We start from the raw sequence: 23,615 nt of genomic DNA, 5'->3' as shown, positions 1-23,615 counted from the left end.
TTAAAAACTCGATGATTTTTCTTGTTGCTTTCGTCTCTCCAATGTCGAGGTTGCATGATGCACAAATACAGCAGGTACGTCATCAGTGAAAATATTTCCAAGCCATAGCGGATCTTTGTTGTCGTCAAGTAAATACGGATCAGCAGCATTTAATATTGTAATCAACAAACCCCATCGCTGTTGATAAGTTGCGGATGGAAAAACAGCGAAAAGTGCTCGAATGTTTGCTTCTCTGCGGTGGTGTGCAAGCGCAGCTAATGCGGTGCCTCTTATGTCGTAAGAATTATCTTTATCAACAAGATGGTTGAGTGTATTTTCGATTGCTGGAATGGGTAACCATTGGGACAGTTCAACAATTACCTTGCGATTAGAAGTTGCATTCAACATACGATCGATAACAATTGAAGACACAGTCTCCGGGTTTATTCGCCGCAAGGTTTTTCCAGCAGCATGTTTTAACGAATCACGTTGGATCGAAATTACTGCATCAATTAATTTAAGTGCAGCTGTTTCTGGGCTAATTCGGGCAAGGAGTCGGCAGAGCTCTCGCTCAAGTTGATGATGGTGTCTGAGTCCAATCTCAATTGCTTCTACAGCGCGGAATACATCGTATTTTGCTAACCCTTGGATAGCTCGAAGAGTTTGCATTGGCATGGTAGTGTCAATAACAAAAGCTTTGTCGAGGATCTGCTCTCGCAAAATAGGATTAGGCACTTCTGCTGCAATATCGTATGGAGGATCAAGGAAGAACTTTCCTCGATCAAAGTAGCTTATGGCTGCTTTAATACCAATATTTCTGGTTGGTGGATTATTGTACAAGGAACGGATTACTGTATTAGCATCGTTTATTGATTCGATACCATTGCAACTCTCCAACCATTTCTCGAGCAACTTGGATCCCTGTTCTCTGAGATTTAGTAGAACATTTAGACCCAAGATAGGATTTGTTTTTGTAAGTGCCAAATTCAATGCGAATTGCCCAAATTCATCCGAATGATCACCTAGAGCCTGAAGTGCAGTACAAGCGTACCTGACAACTTGACTCTCCAAGTTTGCTTTTGCAAGTACTACATGTAAATCTAGCACTAAATCGGTGTCATGACTGAGCCAAGCAATAATTATTGCACTGAGTAATTCGTCTTCTGTGGACTTGGGGTTGCGAAGTATTTGCAGTATCTGATTGGTAAGATGTTTTGATATTACCCCCCGATGCGCTCGAAGCTCCACAAGATCAAGTGGAACTTCTACTATGCCGTTGTTCTTTATCGCTTCAATTAAAACAGCATCAGGGCCAATTGTCGCAAGCGCACTTATCGCTTGCAAGTACTCAATATAACTTTCTGATTCTAGTTTTCCATTGACATCGCGAGGAACCGGACGACTAGCAATTTCAAAAAGTTTCTTTACGATACTATCGTCAGTACAAATGAATGCCCAATTTAATCCATCAAGGCGAATCCAATAATGCTCAGACTCGAGTTCTTTCTTGATTAGAGTGGTTATACCGTGACCAGCTATGAGAATCAAAACTCGACGTGCATTATCACGAAGCGGGTCGAAATTTCTGTCGTTTGAGTTTAAGCGGGTGAATGCGATTGCGACAATCATTTGTTCCAATCCGCTATTTGCTTTAGCTTCAAGGATTGTCAGAAGATCCAGGCGGGTAATACGTCCGAGAAATGCCAGTGGTTGGTTGAAAAAGTATGGATCGCGTTTGTTTATCCCATCTAAATATTCTTTCAAATCTTTTTCTAGTGAATGCAGAAATAATTGCAGTATTACCACATTGATTTCATCAGGCCGTTCACTAAACAGTATTCGGATCGAGCAGTGTTCTGGCGGATCAGCTTTAGCAAGATCTAAAATACGCGCAAGAATTTTCTCTGGTTGAGCGCGCAAGAGGACGGGAAGCAACCGATTACGAGCCAGGTAAAGTTCAGAATTCTGGATATCTGTTAGATGATCAATCGCGTCTTGAGGGTCAAGGACTGCAAGTGCGGCAAGAGCAGCACCGCTAGCGGCGTCTTCTAAGCACGATAAGCATTTAATTACAAAATCTTTCTTGCTGTGATCCAAGAAACGTGCGATACAGAGAAGAATACTTCGTGGTTCATCTTCAGGAATCTTTGCTATTAACACATCTCGCGTTTCTTCCCAAATTGCTGGTGCAGAAGGATGGTCAAGTTTATTGAGTAAATATCCGAGTTCAGCTATCTGCTGGTTATCTGTTTCTTCTCTAAGAATGCGGTTACGGAGCCATTCCGGATCTAATGTTATTCCTGCATGAAGTGCAGTATGGCAAGCTTGATAATCGTGATAACTTGAATTTTCTGTTTCTGCTTGAAATTCTTTCCAACGCTGCTGTTTGAGTTCCCACAATCGATCGAGACATTTTGTATTGGGAGCAGCTGTCAGCGCCACAATGGCAACATCTTGCCGACTCCGGCAAAACGCATTTAACAACGAATCAATGGTATGTTTCAGATCGACACTTTCTTGTTGGATAAGATTAGCGAAAGCTTTGCCAATCAATATGATCCGGTAATCATTATTTGAATTTGGAACGGCGAGGATTGTATTTAATCGCTTAGTGAGTATTGGAATTGCGCGCTTACCAAGTGTCGGTAGTAGGTAAGTGTATAAATCTTGACCGTAGCTTCCAAAATTCCGGCTTTCTTCAAGGCAAATTAACAGCTGCTCAAGTGCTTCTAAATTTTGTTCTTCGGCGGCTAGTAACCACAGGGTATCCATCGGCACATAATCGAGGCGATTTCCGTGAGTACTGCTTGTATTGCAACTTTTTCTGGTAAGAAAATCCCCCAAATCTTCAGTGGACAATCGCTTGCGTTTGAATTGAAATGCAAGCGATTCCGCAACAGCCCAATTAAGCAAACGATCATGCGCAAACTCGACTTCACCATACTCAGTAGATTGCAACCAACCTGCTGCGATCAGTCGATTAAGCGTGGCTTGGTTATCTAATCCAATTTCCGGCCGCTGGACTCGGAGTAGCGGATAAGTTTTGCCCCGGTATAAGCGTTCGGCAAGGGCAATTACTATGCCTCTATTGCCAGGATTATGAGCATCAATTCTTTGCCAGAAAGCATCAAAGATCTCATATTCGCTATGCAGCGCCTTCTGGATTGAGGTATAGGGGAGTTTAAGAAAAAGACCGGCAAGAATCGGATTGCGCAGAAGTTTCTTCAGATCTGGTGGAAGATCAGCCCAATTTTGGTTGCTTTTTTTCAATAGTGCATCGAGTTCATCAACCGAAAAATCGCTGACACGATGCACATGTACAGTTTCTTCGTCAGTTAACTGTAGCGATTGCGCAACTGCGTTGGGCACAGTTAGCACTAAACGCATATTCAAGCGCATCCAATCTTGATGGTGTATAAGATCGCGGGCCAAATCGACATTCTGAACATCATCGATCGCGATAATTACGCTGGGAGCCGTGGCATCCTGCAACTCATGGAAAAAATTTGATATAGCATTAAGAGATTTTTCAGATGTTTCTCCAAGTCCTGATTGCCATAGATCATTGGTCGCGCGGGACAAAATGTTTTCGGCAGCTATTGTGGTTTTGGCTGCATTCACTAAAGTAACAACTTGGCAAGTATTTACATATTCTTCTAGCAGCCTTGCAAGCTGCCATGACTTGCCAGTGCCGCTTTCCCCCGCAATCAGCAATACCGTTTTGTTTTCAGGCCATTCAGGTATGCCGCGAACATCCTGGTCAGGCTGGTATTTGAAGAATTGATATAAACGACTACGTATCAGATCGCCCATTTTCTTGTAAAGCATTACAAGATTTTTCAGTCTATCCGGACTAATGTTAGCGCGATGAAACATATTACTAACTCTGATTGAATCAAGATGTACTTCGCCTTTACTGAGTTCTTCAACCAATATCCCGATCAAGTGTTCTCGGGTTTTCCGTTCATCACCAAGGTTAGGACATAGAGGCCTTAAAAATCTCTCGATTCTCACAGCAACTAGGTTGGAATCAACGCAAAATTCCATTTCAAAGTGAGATAAAAGATGAAAAACGATTGCTTGTTCTTCAGCATCCGGTTGCGAAATGTTGGATCGTGTTTCCTTTGCGATTTGGTTAAAAAGCTCAAGATTAGCGCTATCGAGATCACTTGGCTCGGTGGCAGATCTGATATTTTTGAGTAAATCATAGAGCTTATTAAGCCTGCCAGCGCGACCATCGGTTACAAAGCGGTAGATGGCGTGTTCTTGAAGCGGTGAAGGAACAGCTTTACGAAGATCCCGCATAACATCTTTAGTAATATCCGAAAGAGGCCAGGTTCTATTTCTTCTGGTCTTGTATTGTTCAACAAGATAGTTATCCGGTGTCTCAACCCTCGCATCTCCGCCACAACGAGGCTCCAGGACCAGACGAGCATTTTCAATATCTTGCTCTTTTAATGTACCGGATAAAGTAACTTTCGTTATCCACCCGAGATGTTGAATGATTTGATAAAGAAAGCCATTGATTGCAGCTGGGCCACCAGCTTGTGTCATTTCCGCATTCTTTTGGAAAATTCAAGAATCATATCAATATGTGGGATCAGTCTATTGTCCGATCTTGGTATTGTTGAACAATGTTGATATTGTGCATTTGTTCAAGTGAATTTACTGTCAGCTTACGAGGCAAGAATATTGAATCACTAAGCCAATTTCTTTTCAATCCAAGTTATTACGCTTGCAAGCGCCGCCGGTAAATGTTCCGGTTGTGTGCCACCCGCCTGCGCCATATCCGGCCGGCCACCGCCTTTGCCACCGACTTGTTGTGCAACAAAATTCACCAGCTCGCCCGCTTTGATCTGGCCGGTCAGGTCAGCACTCACACCGGCAATCAGCGTTATTTTCCCGTCTTCAACGGTACTCAGTACGATGGCACAGGTTTTCAGTTTATCTTTAAGCTGATCCAGCGTTTCACGCAAGGTTTTAGCATCGGCATTCTCCAGGTTGGCGGCCAAAACTTTGATGCCTTTTATATCCTGTGCTTGCACAGCCAGATCATCGCCTTGTGAGCTCGCAAGTTTGGTTTTTAACCGCGTCAGTTCTTTTTCGGTTTGCCGCACATTGTCGATGATTTGGGCGATTTTTTGTGTGACTTCCTGAGGGTTGGTTTTTAAGCTTTGCGCGATTTCCAGCAATTGTGCTTCGCGTTGCTGCACATATTCAACGGCTGCCTTTCCGGTAACCGCTTCAACACGGCGGATGCCTGCGGCTACGCCCGATTCCGTTACAATTTTAAAGAAACCGATTTGTCCGATTTGCGATACGTGCGTCCCGCCACATAATTCCGTAGAAAATTCGCCCATGCCAATAACACGCACGACATCCGAATATTTTTCACCAAACAGCGCCATAGCACCACGTTTTATCGCATCATCGTATTTCATGGTTTCAGATGCAACGACCCAGTTGTGTCGGATCTGTTCGTTGACCAGGCGCTCTGTTTCGCGTAACTCATCCACTGTCAGCGGCGCATTATGGGAAAAGTCGAAACGTGCACGATTGGCATCCACTAATGAGCCTTTCTGCGTTACATGAGTGCCCAGCACCTTGCGTAGCGCAGCATGCAATAGATGTGTGGCAGAATGATTGTTGGCAGTGCTGGTGCGGGTTAACGGATTAACCTTTGCCAGCACACTATCTTTGATCACCAACCGTCCACTGCGCAATAAGCCTTTGTGACCAAACACGCCGGCTTGTATTTTCTGGGTATCCGCTACGGCAAAGGTGCCATTGGCTGCCAGTAACTCGCCACTATCGCCGACTTGTCCGCCGGATTCCGCGTAAAAGGGTGACTGATCCAGAACAACTAAAGCCTCGTCACCAGCTTCGATAAAATCTACCGCGCTGCCCTGTTTATAAATGGCCAGAACTTGTCCTTCATGCTGCAGAGTCTCGTAGCCATAGAAAGTAGTTTGGCTACCCGAATATTCTATTCCTTCCTGCATGGTGAACTTGTTAGCTGCACGCGATTGCTCACGCTGACGCGCCATAGCCTGCTCAAAACCGGCATGATCAATGCTGATACCACGCTCACGGACGATATCGGCCGTCAAATCCAACGGGAAACCGAATGTATCGTAGAGCCAGAATGCTGTTTCGCCATCGAGTACTCTTGTATTGCGACTTAATGCAATTTCCAGAACTTGCATGCCGTGTTCCAATGTTTCAGCAAAAAGCTCTTCTTCATGTTGTAAAATCTTTCCAATACGATCTTTGGCCACAACTAATTCCGGATAGGCTTGCCCCATGACTTTGCTTAAATCTTCTACCAGTTGATAAAAGAAAGGCTGTTTTTGTCCTAATCGATAGCCATGACGAATGGCGCGGCGGATGATGCGCCTTAATACATACCCGCGACCTTCACTGCCTGGAATGACGCCATCAGTAATCAGAAATGAACAAGCGCGAATGTGATCGGCAATGACTTTTAATGAGTTATCGGCAAGATCTTCCGTGTTGGTTGCACGCGCAGCGGCTTTAATTAGGCTTTGGAATAAATCAATCTCATAGTTACTGTGAACCTGCTGCATAACTGCAGAAATCCGTTCCAAACCCATGCCGGTATCCACTGACGGTTTTGGCAGTGGATGGAGTGTGCCCGCGCTGTCACGGTTATACTGCATAAACACCAGATTCCAGATTTCAATGTAGCGGTCACCCTCTGCATCGGCAGAACCGGGCGGCCCGCCTCTTACTTCTGGACCATGATCATAAAAAATCTCGGAGCAAGGTCCGCAGGGACCGGTGTCTCCCATTTGCCAGAAATTATCCATGGTAGCAATGCGTACGACTCGGGACGGATCGACGCCGATTTCATTCAACCAAATATCTGCAGCTTCATCGTCTTCTGCATACACGGTTACCCATAGTTTTTCGCGTGGAATTTTGAGTGAAACGGTGAGAAATTCCCAGGCAAATTGAATGGCATTGCGCTTAAAATAGTCGCCAAAACTAAAATTGCCCAGCATTTCAAAGAACGTATGATGTCGCGCGGTATAGCCAACATTTTCCAGATCGTTATGTTTGCCGCCCGCTCGCACACAGCGTTGCGAGCTGACTGCACGAACATAAGGCCGTTTATCCTGACCTAGGAACACATCCTTGAATTGCACCATGCCCGCATTGGTAAACAAAAGTGTTGGATCATTACCCGGCACTAAGGGGCTGGATGCGACAATGGTATGGCCATGAGATTCAAAAAATTCGAGAAATTGCTGTCGTATTTCGCTGCTTTTCATATTTTTTGCTGTTGCTCGTATCGTTCTAATTCAATCACTGTCAAACCTAGTGCTTCGCCTTTGACGATGGCAAGGCTGTTGACTTTAGCTCGGATGGTGATTTCTTCGTTCATTTTGGGTAAACCGGATTCCGTCAGAATCGTAATCTCCCCACTCCTATCTTCTAATACATAGGATTTTAGATTGACCAACGGCAAGCGTGTGGGGTTTTTTGCAATCCCCTTCAGTTTGACTTCTTTGCCGTCAAAATTGACAGGGGATTCATTGATTTGATTGATGGATACTATGCCATCAGCACTGGCATGATTACCTAGCAATACGACTGCCAGTATGAACACTGTCTGCACAAGCAGCTTCTTCATTGATCCTCCTCATCAGCTTGTGATAAAACTTGTTGTATTATTTCCATTGAGAAACCTCTGCTCATCATGAAACGCATTTGCTTACCCCGTTCTTCTCTGGTATTGGGTAATTGGCCAAATTTCTTTTGCCAGATTTTAAACGCTGTATCCAATTCAGTTTCCCTAAGCGTTGGCAAAATACTATCAATCAACTGTTCGTCAATGCCTTTTTCTTTCAACTCATAAACGATACGTTGGCTACCAAACCGGGATCTGCGTGTGCGTATAATTTGTTCAACGACTCGTTCAGCCGATAAAAAACCGTTTTGTTCCAGCTTATCCAATACGCTGGATATAGCTTCTGGTGTGGAAAATCGTGCGTGAGCGGAAAGTTTCTGTTCGAGCTCTAAACGAGAGTGTTCTCGTTGTGCCAGATAACGCAAAGCACGTATTTCTAGAGGCGATCGAGTAGCCACACAAGCTTATTTTTCTTTTTCAGGTTTTTCTTTCTCGGCTTTCTCTTTTGCGGGTCTGGCCTGATCCACAATACCTACAATCGACCGAATCTTTTGTTCAATTTCATGGGCTATTTCTTTATGTTCCTTCAGGTATTCACGCACATTATCTTTGCCTTGGCCGATTTTCTCACCTTTGTAGGCATACCAAGCGCCCGATTTGTCGATGAGCTTATGCAATACACCCAATTCGATAATTTCACTATCACGGGAAATACCTTCGCCATACAGAATATCGAAATCGGCTTGTTTGAACGGCGGAGCTACTTTATTCTTAACCACTTTAACGCGCGTTTCATTGCCAATAACCTCTTCACCTTTTTTGATCGATCCGGTACGGCGAATATCAAGACGGACGGAAGCATAAAATTTTAATGCGTTGCCACCCGTCGTTGTTTCGGGGTTGCCGAACATAACGCCGATTTTCATGCGGATCTGGTTAATGAAAATAACCATGGTATTGCTGCGTTTGATATTGGCGGTCAGTTTGCGCAAAGCTTGTGACATTAATCGTGCTTGCAATCCCATTTGAGGATCACCCATGTCGCCTTCTATTTCTGCGCGTGGCGTGAGCGCGGCGACTGAATCCACCACAACAATATCAACCGACCCAGAACGCACTAGCATGTCGGCTATTTCTAGTGCCTGCTCTCCATTGTCGGGCTGGGAGATCAACAGTTCTTTGACATTGACGCCGATTTTCTGCGCATATTGCGGATCCAATGCATGTTCTGCATCAATAAACGCTGCAGTTCCACCCATTTTTTGCATTTCTGCAATGACTTGTAATGTCAGCGTGGTTTTACCCGAAGATTCAGGTCCATAAATTTCAATGACCCGTCCTCGCGGTAATCCCCCTACACCCAGCGCAATATCAAGTCCCAGCGAACCGGTAGAAACAACCTGTATATCATAGGCAACATCATTTGCGCCCAGTCGCATGATTGAACCTTTACCAAACTGCTTTTCGATTTGGGCTAGCGCAGCATCAAGCGCTTTACTTCTGTTTTCGTCCATGATTTTTCCTGTTAAGAGTCAATCAAATTATCGCATAACCTGCACTGGTTCAACGTAACTTGTTACAAAGTTGTTTAACCCCGAAAAAATTACCGCAGTAAAAAACTCGAGTATCTGGCCAGCCTACGATATAATCGCATGATGTCTTTGAAGTGGCAGATATAAATACGTCACTGCATTCAATAAATTTTAATTGGTAACAAAGGGAGAATAGCTATCCGAGTCATTTTATTAGGTGGCCCTGGTGCAGGGAAAGGCACTCAGGCCAATTATATTAAGGAACATTTTGGTGTTCCACAAATTTCTACAGGCGACATGTTGCGTAGCGCTGTTAAAGCAGGCACTGAATTGGGTGTCATGGCAAAAAAAATAATGGATTCAGGCGGATTGGTTTCTGATGATATTATCATTAATTTAGTCAAAGAGCGTATCGCGCAACCTGATTGTGTAAATGGTTTTTTGTTTGACGGATTTCCACGCACGATCCCACAAGCCGATGCCATGAAAGCGGCCGGTGTCCCGGTTGATTTTGTGGTTGAGATTGATGTTGCAGATGCCGAAATTGTGAAGCGTATGTCGGGCCGTAGAGTCCATCCGGCTTCAGGCCGTACTTATCATGTGGATTTTAATCCACCCAAAGCACATGGCCGGGATGATGTCACCGGGGAGCCACTCATACAACGCGATGACGATAAGGAAGAAACGGTCAGAAAACGACTAGAAGTCTATCATGAGCAAACTGAACCTTTGATTGACTATTATTCAAAGTGGTCGACAAATGGCGAAACAGGTGCGCCACACTATATCAAAATAGCTGGTATAGGTACGGTTGAAGAAATACGTGATCTAATTTTTGCAGCATTAAGGTAAATAAACCAGCCGCATTCTTTGGTTCGAAGAACAAAATTTAAAACTCGGGAAAGCGATGAGTCGCACCTGGGTTTTTGTACGCACAGATGAGTAGGATACCAATAGTTTACTTACGATTTGATCAATTAGGAGAAAAAAATGGCAATTAAAAATGCATTTTATGCCCAGTCCGGTGGCGTTACGGCAGTAATCAACGCTTCGGCGGCGGGTGTTTTAGAAACAGCACGTCAACATACTGATAAAATTGGCAATGTCTATGCAGGTCGCAATGGGATTATCGGTGCGTTGACCGAAGATCTGATTGATACCAATGCTGATTCAGCCGCAGCGATTGCTGCGCTACGTCATACACCATCAGGTGCTTTTGGATCTTGTCGCTACAAATTAAAGAGCTTGGAGCAAAATCGACGAGAATACGAGCGGCTGATCGAAGTATTCAAAGCACATAATATAGGCTATTTCTTTTATAATGGCGGCGGTGATTCTGCGGATACCTGTCTTAAGGTTTCACAACTATCCGACACGCTTGGCTATCCCCTTCAGGCGATTCACGTTCCCAAAACGGTTGATAACGATTTGCCAATCACTGATTGTTGCCCCGGCTTTGGCTCTGTCGCCAAATATATCGCGGTATCTACACGCGAGGCGAGCTTTGATGTAGCCAGCATGTCGAAAACATCAACCAAGGTTTTTGTTCTGGAAGTGATGGGCCGCCACGCAGGATGGATTGCCGCAGCGGGTGGATTGGCTTCGAGTCCGGATTGTGAGATTCCAATTATCATTCTGTTTCCAGAAATTACATTCAACAAAGAAAAGTTTCTTGCCAAAGTGGACCGCTATGTCAAGGAATATGGATATTGTTCAGTTGTCGTATCAGAAGGTGTCAAGGGAGAAGATGGTAATTTTCTTTCCGACCAGGGACTGCGCGATGCCTTTGGCCATGCACAACTAGGCGGTGTTGCACCGGTAGTGGCAAATATCATCAAAGATGGTCTGGGATTAAAATATCATTGGGGTGTGGCTGATTATCTACAGCGTGCTGCACGCCACATTGCGTCAAGAACCGATGTGGAACAAGCTTATGCAATGGGTAAAGCGGCGGTGGAATATGCTATTGCAGGGCACAATTCAGTCATGCCAACGATAGTCCGTGAATCCAATGCACCGTATAGCTGGACGGTGGGTATGGCTAAGCTTGCTAATGTGGCCAATGTCGAAAAAATGATGCCGGCTGATTATATCAGTGAGGATGGATTTGGTATCAGTCAGGCATGTCGCGAATACTTGGCGCCATTAATTGAAGGTGAAGATTATCCACCTTATAAAAATGGATTGCCTGATTATGTGCGGTTAAAGAATGTAGCGGTTGAGAAAAAATTGGGTGAGTTCAAAATTTAAGGAAAAATTTGGATTGGAACTGCCCAGGTGTTGTAATGGAGTCAAACAATAGTGGGCAAGTTTATATAACAATCTAAATTTCATTAATATTTGATACATTCTGGGGACAAGAACAGATAAAATACGTCCTGATTGTATTTAGGTTTTGGATAAGTGAAGTGTTTAATAATGTGGGATTAATTAGGCCAAGATTCCACATATGATTTTGATGGTCTGACTTTAATTGGAGTTCTTTATGGCTAACGGTTTTATTATCGCAATAGGTAGCGCGATTATAGCCCTGATATTCAGTGGTATCTGGATTAGGGGTATTTATGTTCAATCAACTGGTAATCCGCGTATGCAGGAAATTGCTGCTGCTATACAAGAAGGGGCATCTGCATATCTTAAGCGGCAGTACATGACAATTGGTGCCGTGGGTGCAGTTTTATTTGTTGCTCTTGCAATTGCGATCAGTTGGGATACAGCCATTGGCTTTGCTTTGGGTGCTGTGCTCTCTGGTGCTGCCGGTTTTCTTGGTATGAATGTTTCAGTTCAATCGAACGTACGTACAGCGCAAGCTGCGACTGTCGGGTTGAATGAGGCGCTTGCTATTGCCTTCCGCGGCGGCGCCGTCACTGGAATGCTGGTAGTAGGTTTAGGCTTACTGGGTGTTGCCGGTTACTGCGCCACATTATTTGATGGTGCAGATCCCAGCCAACCGATTAGCGATGTGATTAAACCTCTAATCGGTTTTGCATTTGGCGGATCACTAATCTCTATTTTTGCTCGTTTGGGTGGTGGTATTTTCACTAAAGGCGCTGACGTAGGCGCTGATCTAGTCGGGAAAGTAGAAGCCGGTATTCCAGAAGATGATCCACGGAATCCAGCGGTTATTGCCGATAATGTGGGTGATAATGTCGGTGATTGCGCAGGTATGGCTGCTGACTTGTTTGAAACCTATGCGGTAACAATCATCGCCACCATGATTTTGGGCGCCTTACTGTTTTCAGCAAATACCATTGATGCAGTGATTTACCCATTAATGTTAGGCGCCGTTTCCATTATCGCTTCAATTATTGGCTGCTACTACGTCAAGATGCGCGAAGGCGGCAAGATTATGAATGCGCTCTATCGTGGCTTGGCAGTAGCGGGAGGCATCGCTTTATTTGCTTATCTCCCTGTAACTGTTTGGTTCATGGGCGATATGTCTCTTGATATTGATGGCACTGAAGTAGCTGGCGGCATGCTGGTTATGCGTATATTCCTGGCTGCAACGATCGGGCTGGTGCTTACGGGACTCATGGTTGTCATTACTGAGTACTACACTTCAACGGATTATCCACCTGTACAGCATGTTGCTGAAGCATCAACTACCGGGCATGCAACTAATATTATTGCTGGTTTGGGTGTTTCAATGCGTTCAACCGCTGCACCTGTATTGGCTGTTTGTATTAGTATTTTGCTGGCCTATTCTCTAGCAGGCTTATACGGTATTGCTATCGCTGCAACAGCGATGTTATCCATGACGGGCATTATTGTCGCGCTGGATGCATACGGTCCAATTACTGACAATGCTGGCGGTATTGCCGAAATGGCTGAAATGCCAGATTCGGTTCGCGCCATTACTGATCCACTGGATGCTGTTGGCAACACAACCAAAGCAGTTACCAAAGGTTATGCAATTGGTTCTGCTGGCTTAGCCGCTTTGGTATTATTTGCTGATTATACGCATGCATTGGAACATGCTGGACATTCAATAACCTTTGATTTATCCAATCACATGGTCATTATCGGCCTGTTTATCGGCGGTATGATTCCTTATTTATTTGGTGCCATGTCGATGGAAGCTGTCGGACGTGCCGCAAGTTCAGTGGTTATTGAAGTGCGTCGTCAGTTCAAAGAAATTCCTGGCATCATGGAAGGCACAGCCAAGCCTGATTATTCGCGTGCAGTGGATATGCTGACCCAATCAGCTATCAAGGAAATGATGATTCCTTCATTATTGCCTGTACTGATTCCACTTCTAGTGGGCGTGATTCTAGGGCCACAAGCTTTAGGCGGGGTATTGATGGGTTCTATCGTAACCGGTCTGTTTGTTGCAATTTCCATGACAACCGGTGGCGGTGCTTGGGATAACGCGAAGAAATATATCGAAGATGGACACTATGGCGGCAAAGGTAGTGACGCTCACAAAGCATCAGTAACCGGTGATACAGTCGGTGATCCTTATAAAGATACCGCCGGCCCAGCGATTAACCCACTGATCAAGATTATTAACATTGTGGCTTTGTTGATTATTCCACTGCTGTAAATATACTTTTTAAGTTCAAGTAATTTAAAAAGCACACCAGTTTTCTGGTGTGCTTTTTTTATTTGAGGTCTTGTGTTTAAACTAAACTCCATTTTGCAGGGAATGACAACCCGATCGCTACCTTTATTGATATATCTCAGCAGATTATTCCATCCCGAGTTGTCGTCAAGTGGGTGATGAAATCTGATGCACCGAATTGGAAGTATCATCTTCCAGAAAAATCGCCTAAAAGGTTCATGACTTTCAAGTTAATGTTTTGTTCATATCTATCCCTTGTTACTGAAATTCACTAGCAGGCCGTTGAAAAACTATCTGCGTTGCCGCTGCGGTGTTAAAAACAGACTCAGAATGCTCATTTATTAAGTATAAACTGCGCTTTTTCGCCTGTTTTTGCCTTGCATCGGCTGCCTCAAAAACGTTTTTCAACGGCCTGCTAGATAACAAACCAGCAGAACCCAGCAGTACTTCGCCATTTAAAGCCGTCCGGCTACTCTCTATCCTGCAGAATTTTATTTCACTTTTAGTGTGTGAAAACTCACTTAGAATTTTTTTGATGTCATCAATAATGCGCTCACAGATGATTTATTTCTAATAATCAATTTAGTGAGTAAGAATGTTAAGCAATTTAAAGACCGCGCAGATTATTCTGTCTTGGCTATTAGTTATTTCTTTCGTTATTGGTATTTTGATACTTCCTCAGTATGTTTCCGCGGAAGATCTCGATGATGAAGATCCCCCTCAAGATCTAGTATTGAAAGGAGACGGTAAGTGTACGGCATGTCATGATGAAAATAGCGACAATCCAATACTTGCGATTGGAAAAACCAAACACGGAACCATTGCAGACCATCGCACACCCACTTGTACAAGTTGTCATGGCGAAGGCAGTAGTCATGAGGATTCTCCCGACAGAGCGCTTATGCCTGAGCGAACGTTCGGGAAGAAGTCACTTAATCCTGTTGAGGAAAGGAACGGTGCTTGCTTAGCCTGTCATCAAGGCGGCAAACGCATGCATTGGGCGGGAAGCCTTCATGCCAATCGCGATATAGCATGTACCGCCTGTCACCAAATTCATACTGAGCAAGACAAGGTACGCAACAGGATTACTCAGGCAGAAGTATGTTTTGACTGCCATAAAGAGTTGCGTACATTGATTAACCGGCCTTCCAGACACCCCATTCGCGAAGGTAAGGTTATCTGTTCTGATTGTCATAATCCTCACGGTTCTGCGGGTCCCAGCAATATGGTGCGCGATAGCGTCAATGAAACATGCTACAGCTGCCACATGGAGAAACGCGGGCCGTTTGTTTATAACCACCCGCCAGTACAAGAAAACTGTGCAATTTGCCACAATCCTCACGGCACCACTGCGCCGAATTTACTGAGATCACGATCTCCATTCCTGTGTCAAGAGTGTCATGAGCCCAATACGCATCAAGGTAGTTCTGGAACGCTGACAGGCGCATACGCTAGAAACACCTTAGCCAGAGGCTGTTCGAATTGTCATACCCAAGTCCATGGTAGCAATAATCCTCAAAACATTCGTAATGAAAGCATGTTTCAGCGCTAATTCGGAAAAGAAAATGAATATCAGTTTTTTTAGAAGTAAATGTTCTCTATTTACAATGATTGTCGTAATACTCTCACTTGCCGCCGGAACTGTCTGGTCATCTGATAAGGAAAATGATCTGCTTAAAGAGCTCTCCAAACCCAAAAGTACCATCAACTTTGGTACAGGCTACCTATCTAATGATAATGCTCGATTTGGTCAGTACAGTGGTCTACGTAATGAAGGGCCTTATGGTATTTTTAACGTCGATATCGTACGGCGTAATGATGATACAGGCACTTGGCTCAAATTGCTGGGCCGCAATTTGGGGTTGCAAAATCGTGATGTCCGGTTTGAGCATAGTAAACAAGGTAAATGGGGTTATTTCATCGACTATAGCCAGACCCCACGCTACGAGCCCTTTACTGTCAATACGGCTGTCTCAGGGATAGGCACTACCGATCTTCACATCCCAACTTCTTCTACTCCCGGAGATCCGGCTCAACTGAAAACAGAACGGCAATCGATTGGATTTGGCTACAATAAGTTCCTACCGGGAAATCTTGAGTTTCAGCTTCATTTTCGCAATGAAGACAAAGATGGCGCACGTCTTTTTGGGCGTGGCAATCGACTTGGAGAACCCGGCCCAAGGGCCGTTGGAGGTTTTGAATTTATACCTGAACCGATTAATTCAACTACTCGCCAGTTTGGCGCTTCCCTTGACTACGCAGGGAAGCAATTGCAGTTATCAGGCGGATACTATGGCACAATGTATAACAATAAAAACCACCTATTAAATGTTACAGGCGGTAGTGCTGTTGGAGGAATCGACGCACCCAGTGTATTTTCTCCCATCGCACTCGCACCCGATAATCAATCGCATCAGGCTTTTCTATCGGGTGGTTATAGCTTTACACCCACAACACGCGGCACATTTAAAGCAGCTTACACGAGAGCCACGCAAACTGACACGTTTTCCCCATCATTGATTACTGCACCAGGCATTGGATTTAATCTTGGCGGTCGCATTGATACCACTTTGTTACAAGCTGGACTTACAGCCAGGCCTCTTTCAAAGTTATCGATTAATACAAATTTTCGTTTTGAGGACCGCGATGACAAGACGCCCGTATTGTTCTATAACCCAATGGCAGTATTGCTTGATTATAATGAACGTAGTTGGAACGGGTTGAACAATCCAAGATCTTTCAGGACAATTACTAGCAAATTTGAAGCAAGCTACGCCTTGCCGAAAGATTTCCGATTGATTGGCAGCATTGATTATGATCATAGAGACCGAAGTGGTATCGCAACCAATACCAGTCATCGAAGTAGAACGGATGAAATTTCTTATCGTGCTGAATTGCGTCGCTCATTATCTGAAACAATAACCGGCACTATTTCATACATACACAGTAATCGTTTTGGTTCCAATTTCCTGACGAATACCACTGGAACAGGCGATCCTTTCTTCAATCTTATCGCCCCTTTCAATCTAGCGGATCGTACCCGGGATAAAGTTCGCTTAATGGCTAATTGGGAGCCTATTGAACCATTGTCGCTGCAACTATCTGTTGATGAATCATTCGATAATTTTGGCCATCGCGCGGGCTCGGATTTAGGATTGCGAAAAGGCTCTGCACGAAACTATTCACTGGACGCCACATATACCTTCTCAGAAGCATGGCAAGCGACAGCATGGTTCTCTCGGAATGAAACCCATATTGATCAGGCATCTAGGAATCCTATTACAGACAATGGAATTCGTGAGGTCTGGAGTGCGAATCTCCAGGATTTTGGCACTTCTTTCGGGGCAGATATTAATGGCAAATTAACTGAAAAAATTGAAACCGGTGCTAATTTTCTCTATTCAGACTTTACAAACAAGTTTAATCAGAAAGTTTTTCTCGAACCACAAGTTAATAGAGTGCCGAATATTTCAACCCAATACAGTAGTATGAGATTTTATGCAAAATACGATGTACGGAGAAATCTGGGACTTCGCTTAGATTACATTCTTGATCACTTTAAAACAAATGAGTGGACTTGGAATTGGAATTATTCCGACGGAACCAAGCTAACTCAAGATACTAACCAAATGGTCAACTTTGTTTTTCTCTCTGCGTACTATAGTTGGCAGTAACTATGCTTGCCATAGCAAGCAGGGAAGCTCAATAATCAGCCGCACAAACATCTTGCAGATGATTTGGCATGGGGTGTGCTGTGAGGATGGCTAGACTGTAAGCAGATAGTGGATCAGACACTAAAATCATTCTCACTCAATGAGCAATAACAAGAAAATCTCATGGGTTAAAAATTTTCATGAACATTCTCAACCATCTCCGTTAGCTTTGCGATATCAAGAATATGCAGCTCATGGTCTTTGCGCAGAATTAGATTTTCTCTTTCCAGATTATTTAATTCTCGAGTGACTGCTTCACGGTGTGTACTAACCAGATTCGCCAATTCAACATGTGTTGGTACGGGTGAAATAATAACTATATTAGATCCGGTAGTTTGTTTTTTTGCGAGGCGCAGTAGCTCAGCCTGGATACGATTCCGCACAGCCAAGGTACTGAATTCAAAAACACGTTCAGTCAGTCGGCGTATCTGCTCAGTTAATCGCTGCAAAATAGCAAATGCGATCTGCCGGTTGCGATAAATCAGCTCGAGGAAATCAGATGAGGAAATAGACGCTACCAATGAATTTGTTTTAGCGACAACTGTTGCAGAGCGTGAACGACTATCAATCGCTGTTAACTCACCAAATATTTCACCCGCAGGCAGATCGCATAAAATCACTTCATGTCCCGACATCGAATAATAGTGCACACGTATTTCGCCTTGCGTGATAAAGAAAACACTATTGGAATCGTCATGATACCTAACAATCTCCTCTCCAGCTTCATAGCGGCGCCAATGACAAGCTTGAGCGACCACCTCCAGATCTGAGAAAGGCAGGCCTTTAAACTCTTTGATGATTGAAAGTATGGCACAAGCACGTTCGGGTGGAATATTTCTTGTAGTCGTTTTCTCAATCATTAGAAGATCCTTTCAAGCTTAATTGTGAGGATAAGCGTGCAATCAATATTCGATTTAGAAATAACAGACAATTTCCTAATAGCTTATTACGTCAGCAGGCTAGCACATTATTTCTTGAAGACAAAAACTAACGAAGAGATTTTACCATTAAAACCTAAGCTTAGAGGATGAAATTGACTGAGAAGTAGTCAGATTAAATTGTGTGAGTAAGAGTGTATCGGCTGTGAGAAATCTCACACGCAGATTACTACATCCAGCATATGATCGGATTGTGGGTATTTTAGTCTTGTTCGCGAATGCTAAACTAAATTAGCGATAAAAATAGATAGTATTTAGCAGAAACTGGCTACTAATCAGAAATTTTTAGCTAATGATTGTATTGCGTAGCGTTACCAAAAAGGATATTAATACAAAAATTGCTAACCATATCAAAAAGGGAGTACTTCATGTCAGCAGAAACACATTTGCATAAACTGGGAGTTACAATTCAGCAAGCGAGAGATTTTATTAACCTAAATATAGATCACCCCGAAGTTGTTTATGATACCGCTTTCGTTAATGGGGTAACAATATCGATGCTCAGTGAAATTACGAATTATCCAATAAATGTTATTAAAGAGTACTTCGCATCTGTTGGATTGGTTGCCGAAGCGCTTGACGATACAAGCATATTGATTAATTCAGATGATTTAAGAGGCTTCGAGAGTCTTATAGCTTTCAATAACAATTCTGGGATTTTATCGACCGCTTCATTAAGAGAAAAAGTTCAACCATTAATTGATGACGATCCTTTTTTTTATAATCTTACTTTTGATCCTGTAATTCCCATTCAAGATGACGACGGCATATATGATTCAGAGGAATTAGGTGTCAAACATTTAGGTGATATAGCGGCTACTAATGAAAATATAGAATCCCTATTTTATGGCACATTATTGAATATTTACCGAACTCTCGACGAAACTGAATTAAAACAAATAAGTGAAATTAATAACATAGAAGATCGCGATGAATTCAAGGAATTATTTGCCAATTCCTTAGCTAGTGTACCTACTAATAGTATTTGGACTGATGAAACTTTGGCGGATATTGTAGTTAACGAAGCGTATAGTCTTATCAACGATTTTTTGGAAGATGATTTTGTATTCGGAGTGCTAGATCACAGTTTTTTAGGGTCCTCCATAACCTAAAGTAAAGTTTATAAGTTGAGATTGTATTTATTCGTAAGAAAAAATTATTTAGAAATAAACGACCCCGAGGCAAGGCCATGGGGTCGTTAGTAGTTACTGAGAATTCAGCAGTTAATTGTGGAATATCCATTCTGAAGCTTTAGTAACAAGCTGAACTTCTTTTTGTACATGATCGTGCAACAGTTTCACCATTTGAGTTCGTATAAGGACCGGTACAACACATTGCTGCATGTGCATCGCCGCTGCCAGTTGCAACTTGCAACATTAAATTCTCTAGAGAATGATTACTGACTTTCGCAGTATTATTACTCTCTTTCTGATCAGGATCGTAATCAAACGGATGATGTATTTCACTAGAAAACACTTGCACCTCCCCCTTTTTCTTCTCGACTAAAATAATAAAAACATCTTCTATTATTTTAGTTTCTGAACCAATGGTTATTGCTACTGCACCTTTCTCCAGTGCAGGTATTTCAAATTTTGTTGGTTTCAGGCTAGCTACTTTATGCAAAGATTCTTTGGGAAAACCATCTACTAAAATCAATTTTCCAACAATTAGTGTTGATAATATTCCAATTAATACTGAAAATATCAGACTTGAAATTTTTAGAGCTTTCATTTTTTATTCTCGCTTTTTATTAAAAATTTAGAGTTAAACGTACAAAAAATTCTCTTGACGGATTATAACGGGGTGAAAAAGGTTCGGAAACAAAAAAATGCGTATTTCGATAATGAAAATTTGTGTTAAGGAGATTCTTCGCTTCAAAACTTAGCAGTCCTCGTCTTGATGGCAATCTATAACCAACAGATGCATCCAGAAGGAAAAAGTTACTTTTTCCTTCTATCTTTAGATCTTTAGGGTACGTCAAGCCAGGATCAGAAGAATTATCTTCATTTAGTCTTTGAATATTTTGGTTCACAAATGTCCCTGAAAGATTTGCAAACAATCCACTCGGACTAAAATAATTAATTTTTAATGGAACACTCAGTGTTTGAATAATATTTGGGGCAATTCCATTTTTCAAAGAGTCTTCATTTCTAGTGAATTTCTCAAATTGAAATTCACTAGTAAATGACCAATGCGGATTTAACAGTCCATAGAGATACCCGCGATATACCTGCTCTTTCTGTTTTTCAAAGACTGGTGAACCAAGAGATGGAACTTTCAGCTCCCGAAGTGATGCTTCTAAACCGCCCAGAAAATTATTGGTAATATTACCATCTAGGCCAATCCCTTTGCGCTCTGATTTAGTTCCGGTTGGGTCATCAAAGAATTGATTAAAACCAGCCACTTGTGTTGGCTCTATGGTTTGTTGCCCAATCAAGTTAGATTTGATGGTTTCAAACCAGGCAAGGCGTAAGCGCAATTTGTCAACAATATTCCACTGTAATCCAAACTTGGGATCGACTACATTTTCGAGTTTTGAAGAATCGCTTAATTTATAAAAGTTATAACTAAAGCCCAGCGTCGCAGTAATTTCCTGTGGCAATCTCCAATTGGAATACATGTAAATTTTATTATATTGACTTGTTGTTTCTAGTCCAGCAGTTTCAGAATCTGTCTTTCTTCTGGAAAATCCGCCGCCGGAAGTGATGTTAAAATAATTTTCTTTAAATAGGTGCTGTGCCTCTATTTGATAGCTTTGATTTTTTGCGGAATCGAATATAGCTCTCTTATCTAGATCGGGTTGTAGAATATTATCTGATTTGCGATTTGCATATGTAGTCGAAACAATAAAGTCTTGTCGTGAGGAAATTGAATATCTTGCTCCTAAACGTGCAAAATCTTCTTTGAATTTAGTTCTCGCCTCGGTAGAAAAGAAATTCTTATTGAAATCCAGTAATAAATCGCCATGTTCTTTTTCGCGAGTTCGAACCTCAGCTTGAAAGTTAAATTTTGATGTAAACGCATGCTGTATAAATGCATTATATATGTTGTGTTTCTGATCATTGTTTGAACGAAATCCATTGGTTTCATAATGAAATTGGCCCAAACTAATTGAAGTGCGCTCATGGAGTCTAGAAAATACCATTTCATTGCCTAAGGTGCCATTGTTTCCAACAATTCCTGAAGCAACTAGCTGAGGCTTGCTACGTTCCATTAGTGGCGTGAATTCATTGAATCCTGGTGCGGATGGGCCTGTATTGTTAATAATATTGATATCAGCAACCGCCGCATGTGGCTGTACCGGATTGACATTGATTGGCTGTAATAGCTGCGCTTGCAGCAGTTCACTAACACGTGCAACTTCATGACGCGGGATATTGGCGTAGGTGTCAGACAAAAACCGATGTGCAGAATGGTTCGCCGGATCGAGGCTCAAGGACTTGGCAGTTTCCATTACTGCACGTCTTTCAAATCCTAAATTCTCAAAAATTCTTGCCAGGCTTGAGCCTCGAGCCGCTTCATCGCGATCCAACAGGAGTTTGGATCGGTATACCGCACGGTTATCATTCAGTTCAATCGATTTCTGGATATCTTGCAGGGCTTCAATTGGCCGATTCTGCGTTTGTTTTTGAATCGCATCATAAAACCATGGCGTTGGATCTTTGGGGTCACGTTCTTTGGCCAAATCAAACTGAGTACCGGCAAGGGTATATCGTTTCTCCTCAAAGTAGGCTTTACCCAAGTAACTTCGAATCAAAGAATTGGCCGGATCCAGGCTGGCTGCAATTTCCAGTTCTATTCGGCCAGCTTCCAATTCACCTTCGCGTATCAAGGCTAGCCCTAAACCAAGCCTTGGCATCGGATCGGCTTGATCCAGCACAATGGCTTGGGCAAAGATGGTTTTTGCTGTTTTAGTATCGATTTGCAGCAGATGGGCAAAACCTAATATGGTTTGTGTTTTAGCCAGATCAGGATTCAAGTTCACAGCATGCTGCGCTGCATCCAAGGCGCGGTCCAGATCACCTAAAGACATTTGCAATTCGGCGGAGCGTGCCCAGGCAAGCGCATTTTGTGGATCTAGCGTAACTGCTTTTTGTACACTTTCTAATGCTGCTGTGATCTCGAAATGGGCTTGTTGCGTATAGGATAGTGCTAAATGTGCCGCAGCGGAATCTGGATTAAGTGTGATCGCCTTGGTGGCTAGATCGAGCGCTTGATCTTTTTCATTTTGCACTACGGCGATGATCGCAAGCAGTGCATGCGCGTCACTGTTGTCGGGTTCATGTTTGAGTACTTGCTCGATATTCTCTTTTGCTTTATCCGCTTGCCCAACAACTAATAAACGACCTGCTTGATGCAGCTGAGAACTAACACCATTTTTATCTTTGAATTGATCGTCCTGCCAATAATCGAAAACGGCTGGATAATAGAGTGCCCACTGCACGGCATCGGTTGGGTGAATGATAATTTCTTTACGCGGAGCTTGCCCATTGAGTGTAAGGGCTGCTTCGTGATCTTTAAGCAGCAAGCTACCCAGCTCATTACTGGCGGATACTTTGCCTTCATAGACAACAATCCGGGTACTTTCTTCGTGTAAGCCAACAAAGAATTCTGTTCCTTCGACACTCGCGTTGACAAACGGTGTTCTTATTTTAAACGGCTTAGGAGTGCGCGTGATGATGTGGATCGCGCCTTCGAATAAATCCAGTAATGATGTGTCTTTGGTTTCTTGTAATGCAGGAAATGTAATACTTGTCTTTTGGTTGAGCCTTAACATGCTATCGTTACTTAAGCGCAATGCTGCACGACTCTGCGCTCGAGCACGGATCATATCGCCTGCGCAAAGTGTTGTATCCATGCTAGCTTTTTGCCAAATTCTCTCTTGCGCTCGGCGTAGTTCGATAATACCTTGTATGGATACAATCCGAGCTACTTCCAGCTGACAAGCACCGGTCGCATGAGCTTTGCCTATCGATGATCCGAAAAAAGTCGTCGCACAAACCATGAACATTACTGCCGACACTTTTCTGAAGAGTAAGTAAATCGCAATTGCCTTGCATATTTTCATTATTCATTTTTCTTTCCACTCGCTTCTTGAGGTAGCGAATGCTGATTTACTATTTTTAATATGCTAGAAGAACCCAATAATTTGATTAGCTTACTATTTAATTATACAAGTTAAATAGCCTTGTAGCTAGACAGGGTATTTGATATCTATCAAGACCGACGGAAGTATAA

The 23,615-nt window shown here is 43.0% G+C and carries 14 protein-coding genes; 6 read left to right on the top strand and 8 right to left on the bottom strand.

Features of this window, described 5'->3' with window-relative positions:
• The 5 genes from QZ942_RS04045 to recA form a co-directional block, all read right to left on the bottom strand.
• The gene (locus QZ942_RS04045) at window positions 1-4,533 is read right to left on the bottom strand and encodes an ATP-binding protein (protein WP_292993409.1); all 4,533 of its coding nucleotides are present in this window, start codon (window positions 4,531-4,533) and stop codon (window positions 1-3) included.
• Between the two features lie 146 nt (window positions 4,534-4,679).
• Window positions 4,680-7,274 (bottom strand): alanine--tRNA ligase, encoded by a 2,595-nt coding sequence (gene alaS / locus QZ942_RS04040; RefSeq protein ID WP_292993408.1) that lies wholly within the window; start codon window positions 7,272-7,274, stop codon window positions 4,680-4,682.
• Window positions 7,271-7,636 carry a hypothetical protein gene (locus QZ942_RS04035; RefSeq protein ID WP_292993407.1) on the bottom strand — a complete coding sequence of 122 codons (366 nt, stop codon included), beginning with the start codon at window positions 7,634-7,636 and terminating at the stop codon, window positions 7,271-7,273. The genes alaS and QZ942_RS04035 overlap by 4 nt, the downstream gene beginning before the upstream one ends.
• Window positions 7,633-8,091, bottom strand: a complete 459-nt coding sequence (recX, locus tag QZ942_RS04030) for a recombination regulator RecX (RefSeq protein ID WP_292993406.1) — start codon at window positions 8,089-8,091, stop codon at window positions 7,633-7,635. The genes QZ942_RS04035 and recX overlap by 4 nt, the downstream gene beginning before the upstream one ends.
• 6 nt (window positions 8,092-8,097) lie before the next feature.
• Entirely contained in the window at window positions 8,098-9,147 is a 1,050-nt protein-coding gene (recA, locus tag QZ942_RS04025; protein ID WP_292993405.1) for a recombinase RecA, read from the bottom strand.
• A gap of 216 nt (window positions 9,148-9,363) precedes the next feature.
• On the opposite strand from recA, the gene adk reads away from it, so the two are divergent.
• The 5 genes from adk to QZ942_RS04000 all read left to right on the top strand — a co-directional run bounded on the left by adk (window position 9,364) and on the right by QZ942_RS04000 (window position 17,400).
• On the top strand, window positions 9,364-10,017 hold the full coding sequence (gene adk / locus QZ942_RS04020; protein WP_292993429.1) for an adenylate kinase: 654 nt from the start codon (window positions 9,364-9,366) through the stop codon (window positions 10,015-10,017).
• 138 nt (window positions 10,018-10,155) lie between these two features.
• Window positions 10,156-11,415, top strand: coding sequence for a 6-phosphofructokinase (locus QZ942_RS04015; protein WP_292993404.1), 1,260 nt, complete (start codon window positions 10,156-10,158; stop codon window positions 11,413-11,415).
• A gap of 235 nt (window positions 11,416-11,650) precedes the next feature.
• Window positions 11,651-13,708: a sodium-translocating pyrophosphatase gene (locus tag QZ942_RS04010; protein WP_292993403.1), complete on the top strand. Its 2,058-nt coding sequence runs from the start codon at window positions 11,651-11,653 to the stop codon at window positions 13,706-13,708.
• 613 nt (window positions 13,709-14,321) lie between these two features.
• Window positions 14,322-15,278, top strand: coding sequence for a DmsE family decaheme c-type cytochrome (locus tag QZ942_RS04005; RefSeq protein WP_292993402.1), 957 nt, complete (start codon window positions 14,322-14,324; stop codon window positions 15,276-15,278).
• 13 nt (window positions 15,279-15,291) lie between these two features.
• Window positions 15,292-17,400 carry an MtrB/PioB family decaheme-associated outer membrane protein gene (locus tag QZ942_RS04000; RefSeq protein WP_292993401.1) on the top strand — a complete coding sequence of 703 codons (2,109 nt, stop codon included), beginning with the start codon at window positions 15,292-15,294 and terminating at the stop codon, window positions 17,398-17,400.
• Between the two features lie 167 nt (window positions 17,401-17,567).
• Here QZ942_RS04000 and QZ942_RS03995 read toward each other — a convergent pair whose 3' ends face one another.
• Entirely contained in the window at window positions 17,568-18,299 is a 732-nt protein-coding gene (locus tag QZ942_RS03995; RefSeq protein ID WP_292993400.1) for a Crp/Fnr family transcriptional regulator, read from the bottom strand.
• A gap of 446 nt (window positions 18,300-18,745) precedes the next feature.
• On the opposite strand from QZ942_RS03995, the gene QZ942_RS03990 reads away from it, so the two are divergent.
• On the top strand, window positions 18,746-19,489 hold the full coding sequence (locus QZ942_RS03990; RefSeq protein WP_292993399.1) for a hypothetical protein: 744 nt from the start codon (window positions 18,746-18,748) through the stop codon (window positions 19,487-19,489).
• 139 nt (window positions 19,490-19,628) lie between these two features.
• Here QZ942_RS03990 and QZ942_RS03985 read toward each other — a convergent pair whose 3' ends face one another.
• Window positions 19,629-20,108, bottom strand: coding sequence for a hypothetical protein (locus QZ942_RS03985; RefSeq protein WP_292993398.1), 480 nt, complete (start codon window positions 20,106-20,108; stop codon window positions 19,629-19,631).
• Window positions 20,109-20,127: 19 nt separating this feature from the next.
• Window positions 20,128-23,445 carry a tetratricopeptide repeat protein gene (locus tag QZ942_RS03980; protein ID WP_292993397.1) on the bottom strand — a complete coding sequence of 1,106 codons (3,318 nt, stop codon included), beginning with the start codon at window positions 23,443-23,445 and terminating at the stop codon, window positions 20,128-20,130.
• Window positions 23,446-23,615: the final 170 nt, after the last annotated feature.

This window comes from Nitrosomonas sp. (assembly GCF_021731985.1).
In the GTDB taxonomy this organism is placed as follows: Bacteria; Pseudomonadota; Gammaproteobacteria; order Burkholderiales; family Nitrosomonadaceae; genus Nitrosomonas.
This window is presented reverse-complemented; position numbering and strand designations above follow the sequence as displayed.

What these genes read in the sequence shown, in the direction of transcription:
- QZ942_RS04045 (WP_292993409.1), bottom strand. Translation starts at nt 4,533, where the DNA reads ATGACACAAGCTGGTGGCCCAGCTGCAATCAATGGCTTTCTTTATCAA.
- alaS (WP_292993408.1), bottom strand. Translation starts at nt 7,274, where the DNA reads ATGAAAAGCAGCGAAATACGACAGCAATTTCTCGAATTTTTTGAATCT.
- QZ942_RS04035 (WP_292993407.1), bottom strand. Translation starts at nt 7,636, where the DNA reads ATGAAGAAGCTGCTTGTGCAGACAGTGTTCATACTGGCAGTCGTATTG.
- recA (WP_292993405.1), bottom strand. Translation starts at nt 9,147, where the DNA reads ATGGACGAAAACAGAAGTAAAGCGCTTGATGCTGCGCTAGCCCAAATC.
- QZ942_RS04015 (WP_292993404.1), top strand. Translation starts at nt 10,156, where the DNA reads ATGGCAATTAAAAATGCATTTTATGCCCAGTCCGGTGGCGTTACGGCA.
- QZ942_RS04010 (WP_292993403.1), top strand. Translation starts at nt 11,651, where the DNA reads ATGGCTAACGGTTTTATTATCGCAATAGGTAGCGCGATTATAGCCCTG.
- QZ942_RS04005 (WP_292993402.1), top strand. Translation starts at nt 14,322, where the DNA reads ATGTTAAGCAATTTAAAGACCGCGCAGATTATTCTGTCTTGGCTATTA.
- QZ942_RS04000 (WP_292993401.1), top strand. Translation starts at nt 15,292, where the DNA reads ATGAATATCAGTTTTTTTAGAAGTAAATGTTCTCTATTTACAATGATT.
- QZ942_RS03995 (WP_292993400.1), bottom strand. Translation starts at nt 18,299, where the DNA reads ATGATTGAGAAAACGACTACAAGAAATATTCCACCCGAACGTGCTTGT.
- QZ942_RS03990 (WP_292993399.1), top strand. Translation starts at nt 18,746, where the DNA reads ATGTCAGCAGAAACACATTTGCATAAACTGGGAGTTACAATTCAGCAA.
- QZ942_RS03985 (WP_292993398.1), bottom strand. Translation starts at nt 20,108, where the DNA reads ATGAAAGCTCTAAAAATTTCAAGTCTGATATTTTCAGTATTAATTGGA.
- QZ942_RS03980 (WP_292993397.1), bottom strand. Translation starts at nt 23,445, where the DNA reads ATGAAAATATGCAAGGCAATTGCGATTTACTTACTCTTCAGAAAAGTG.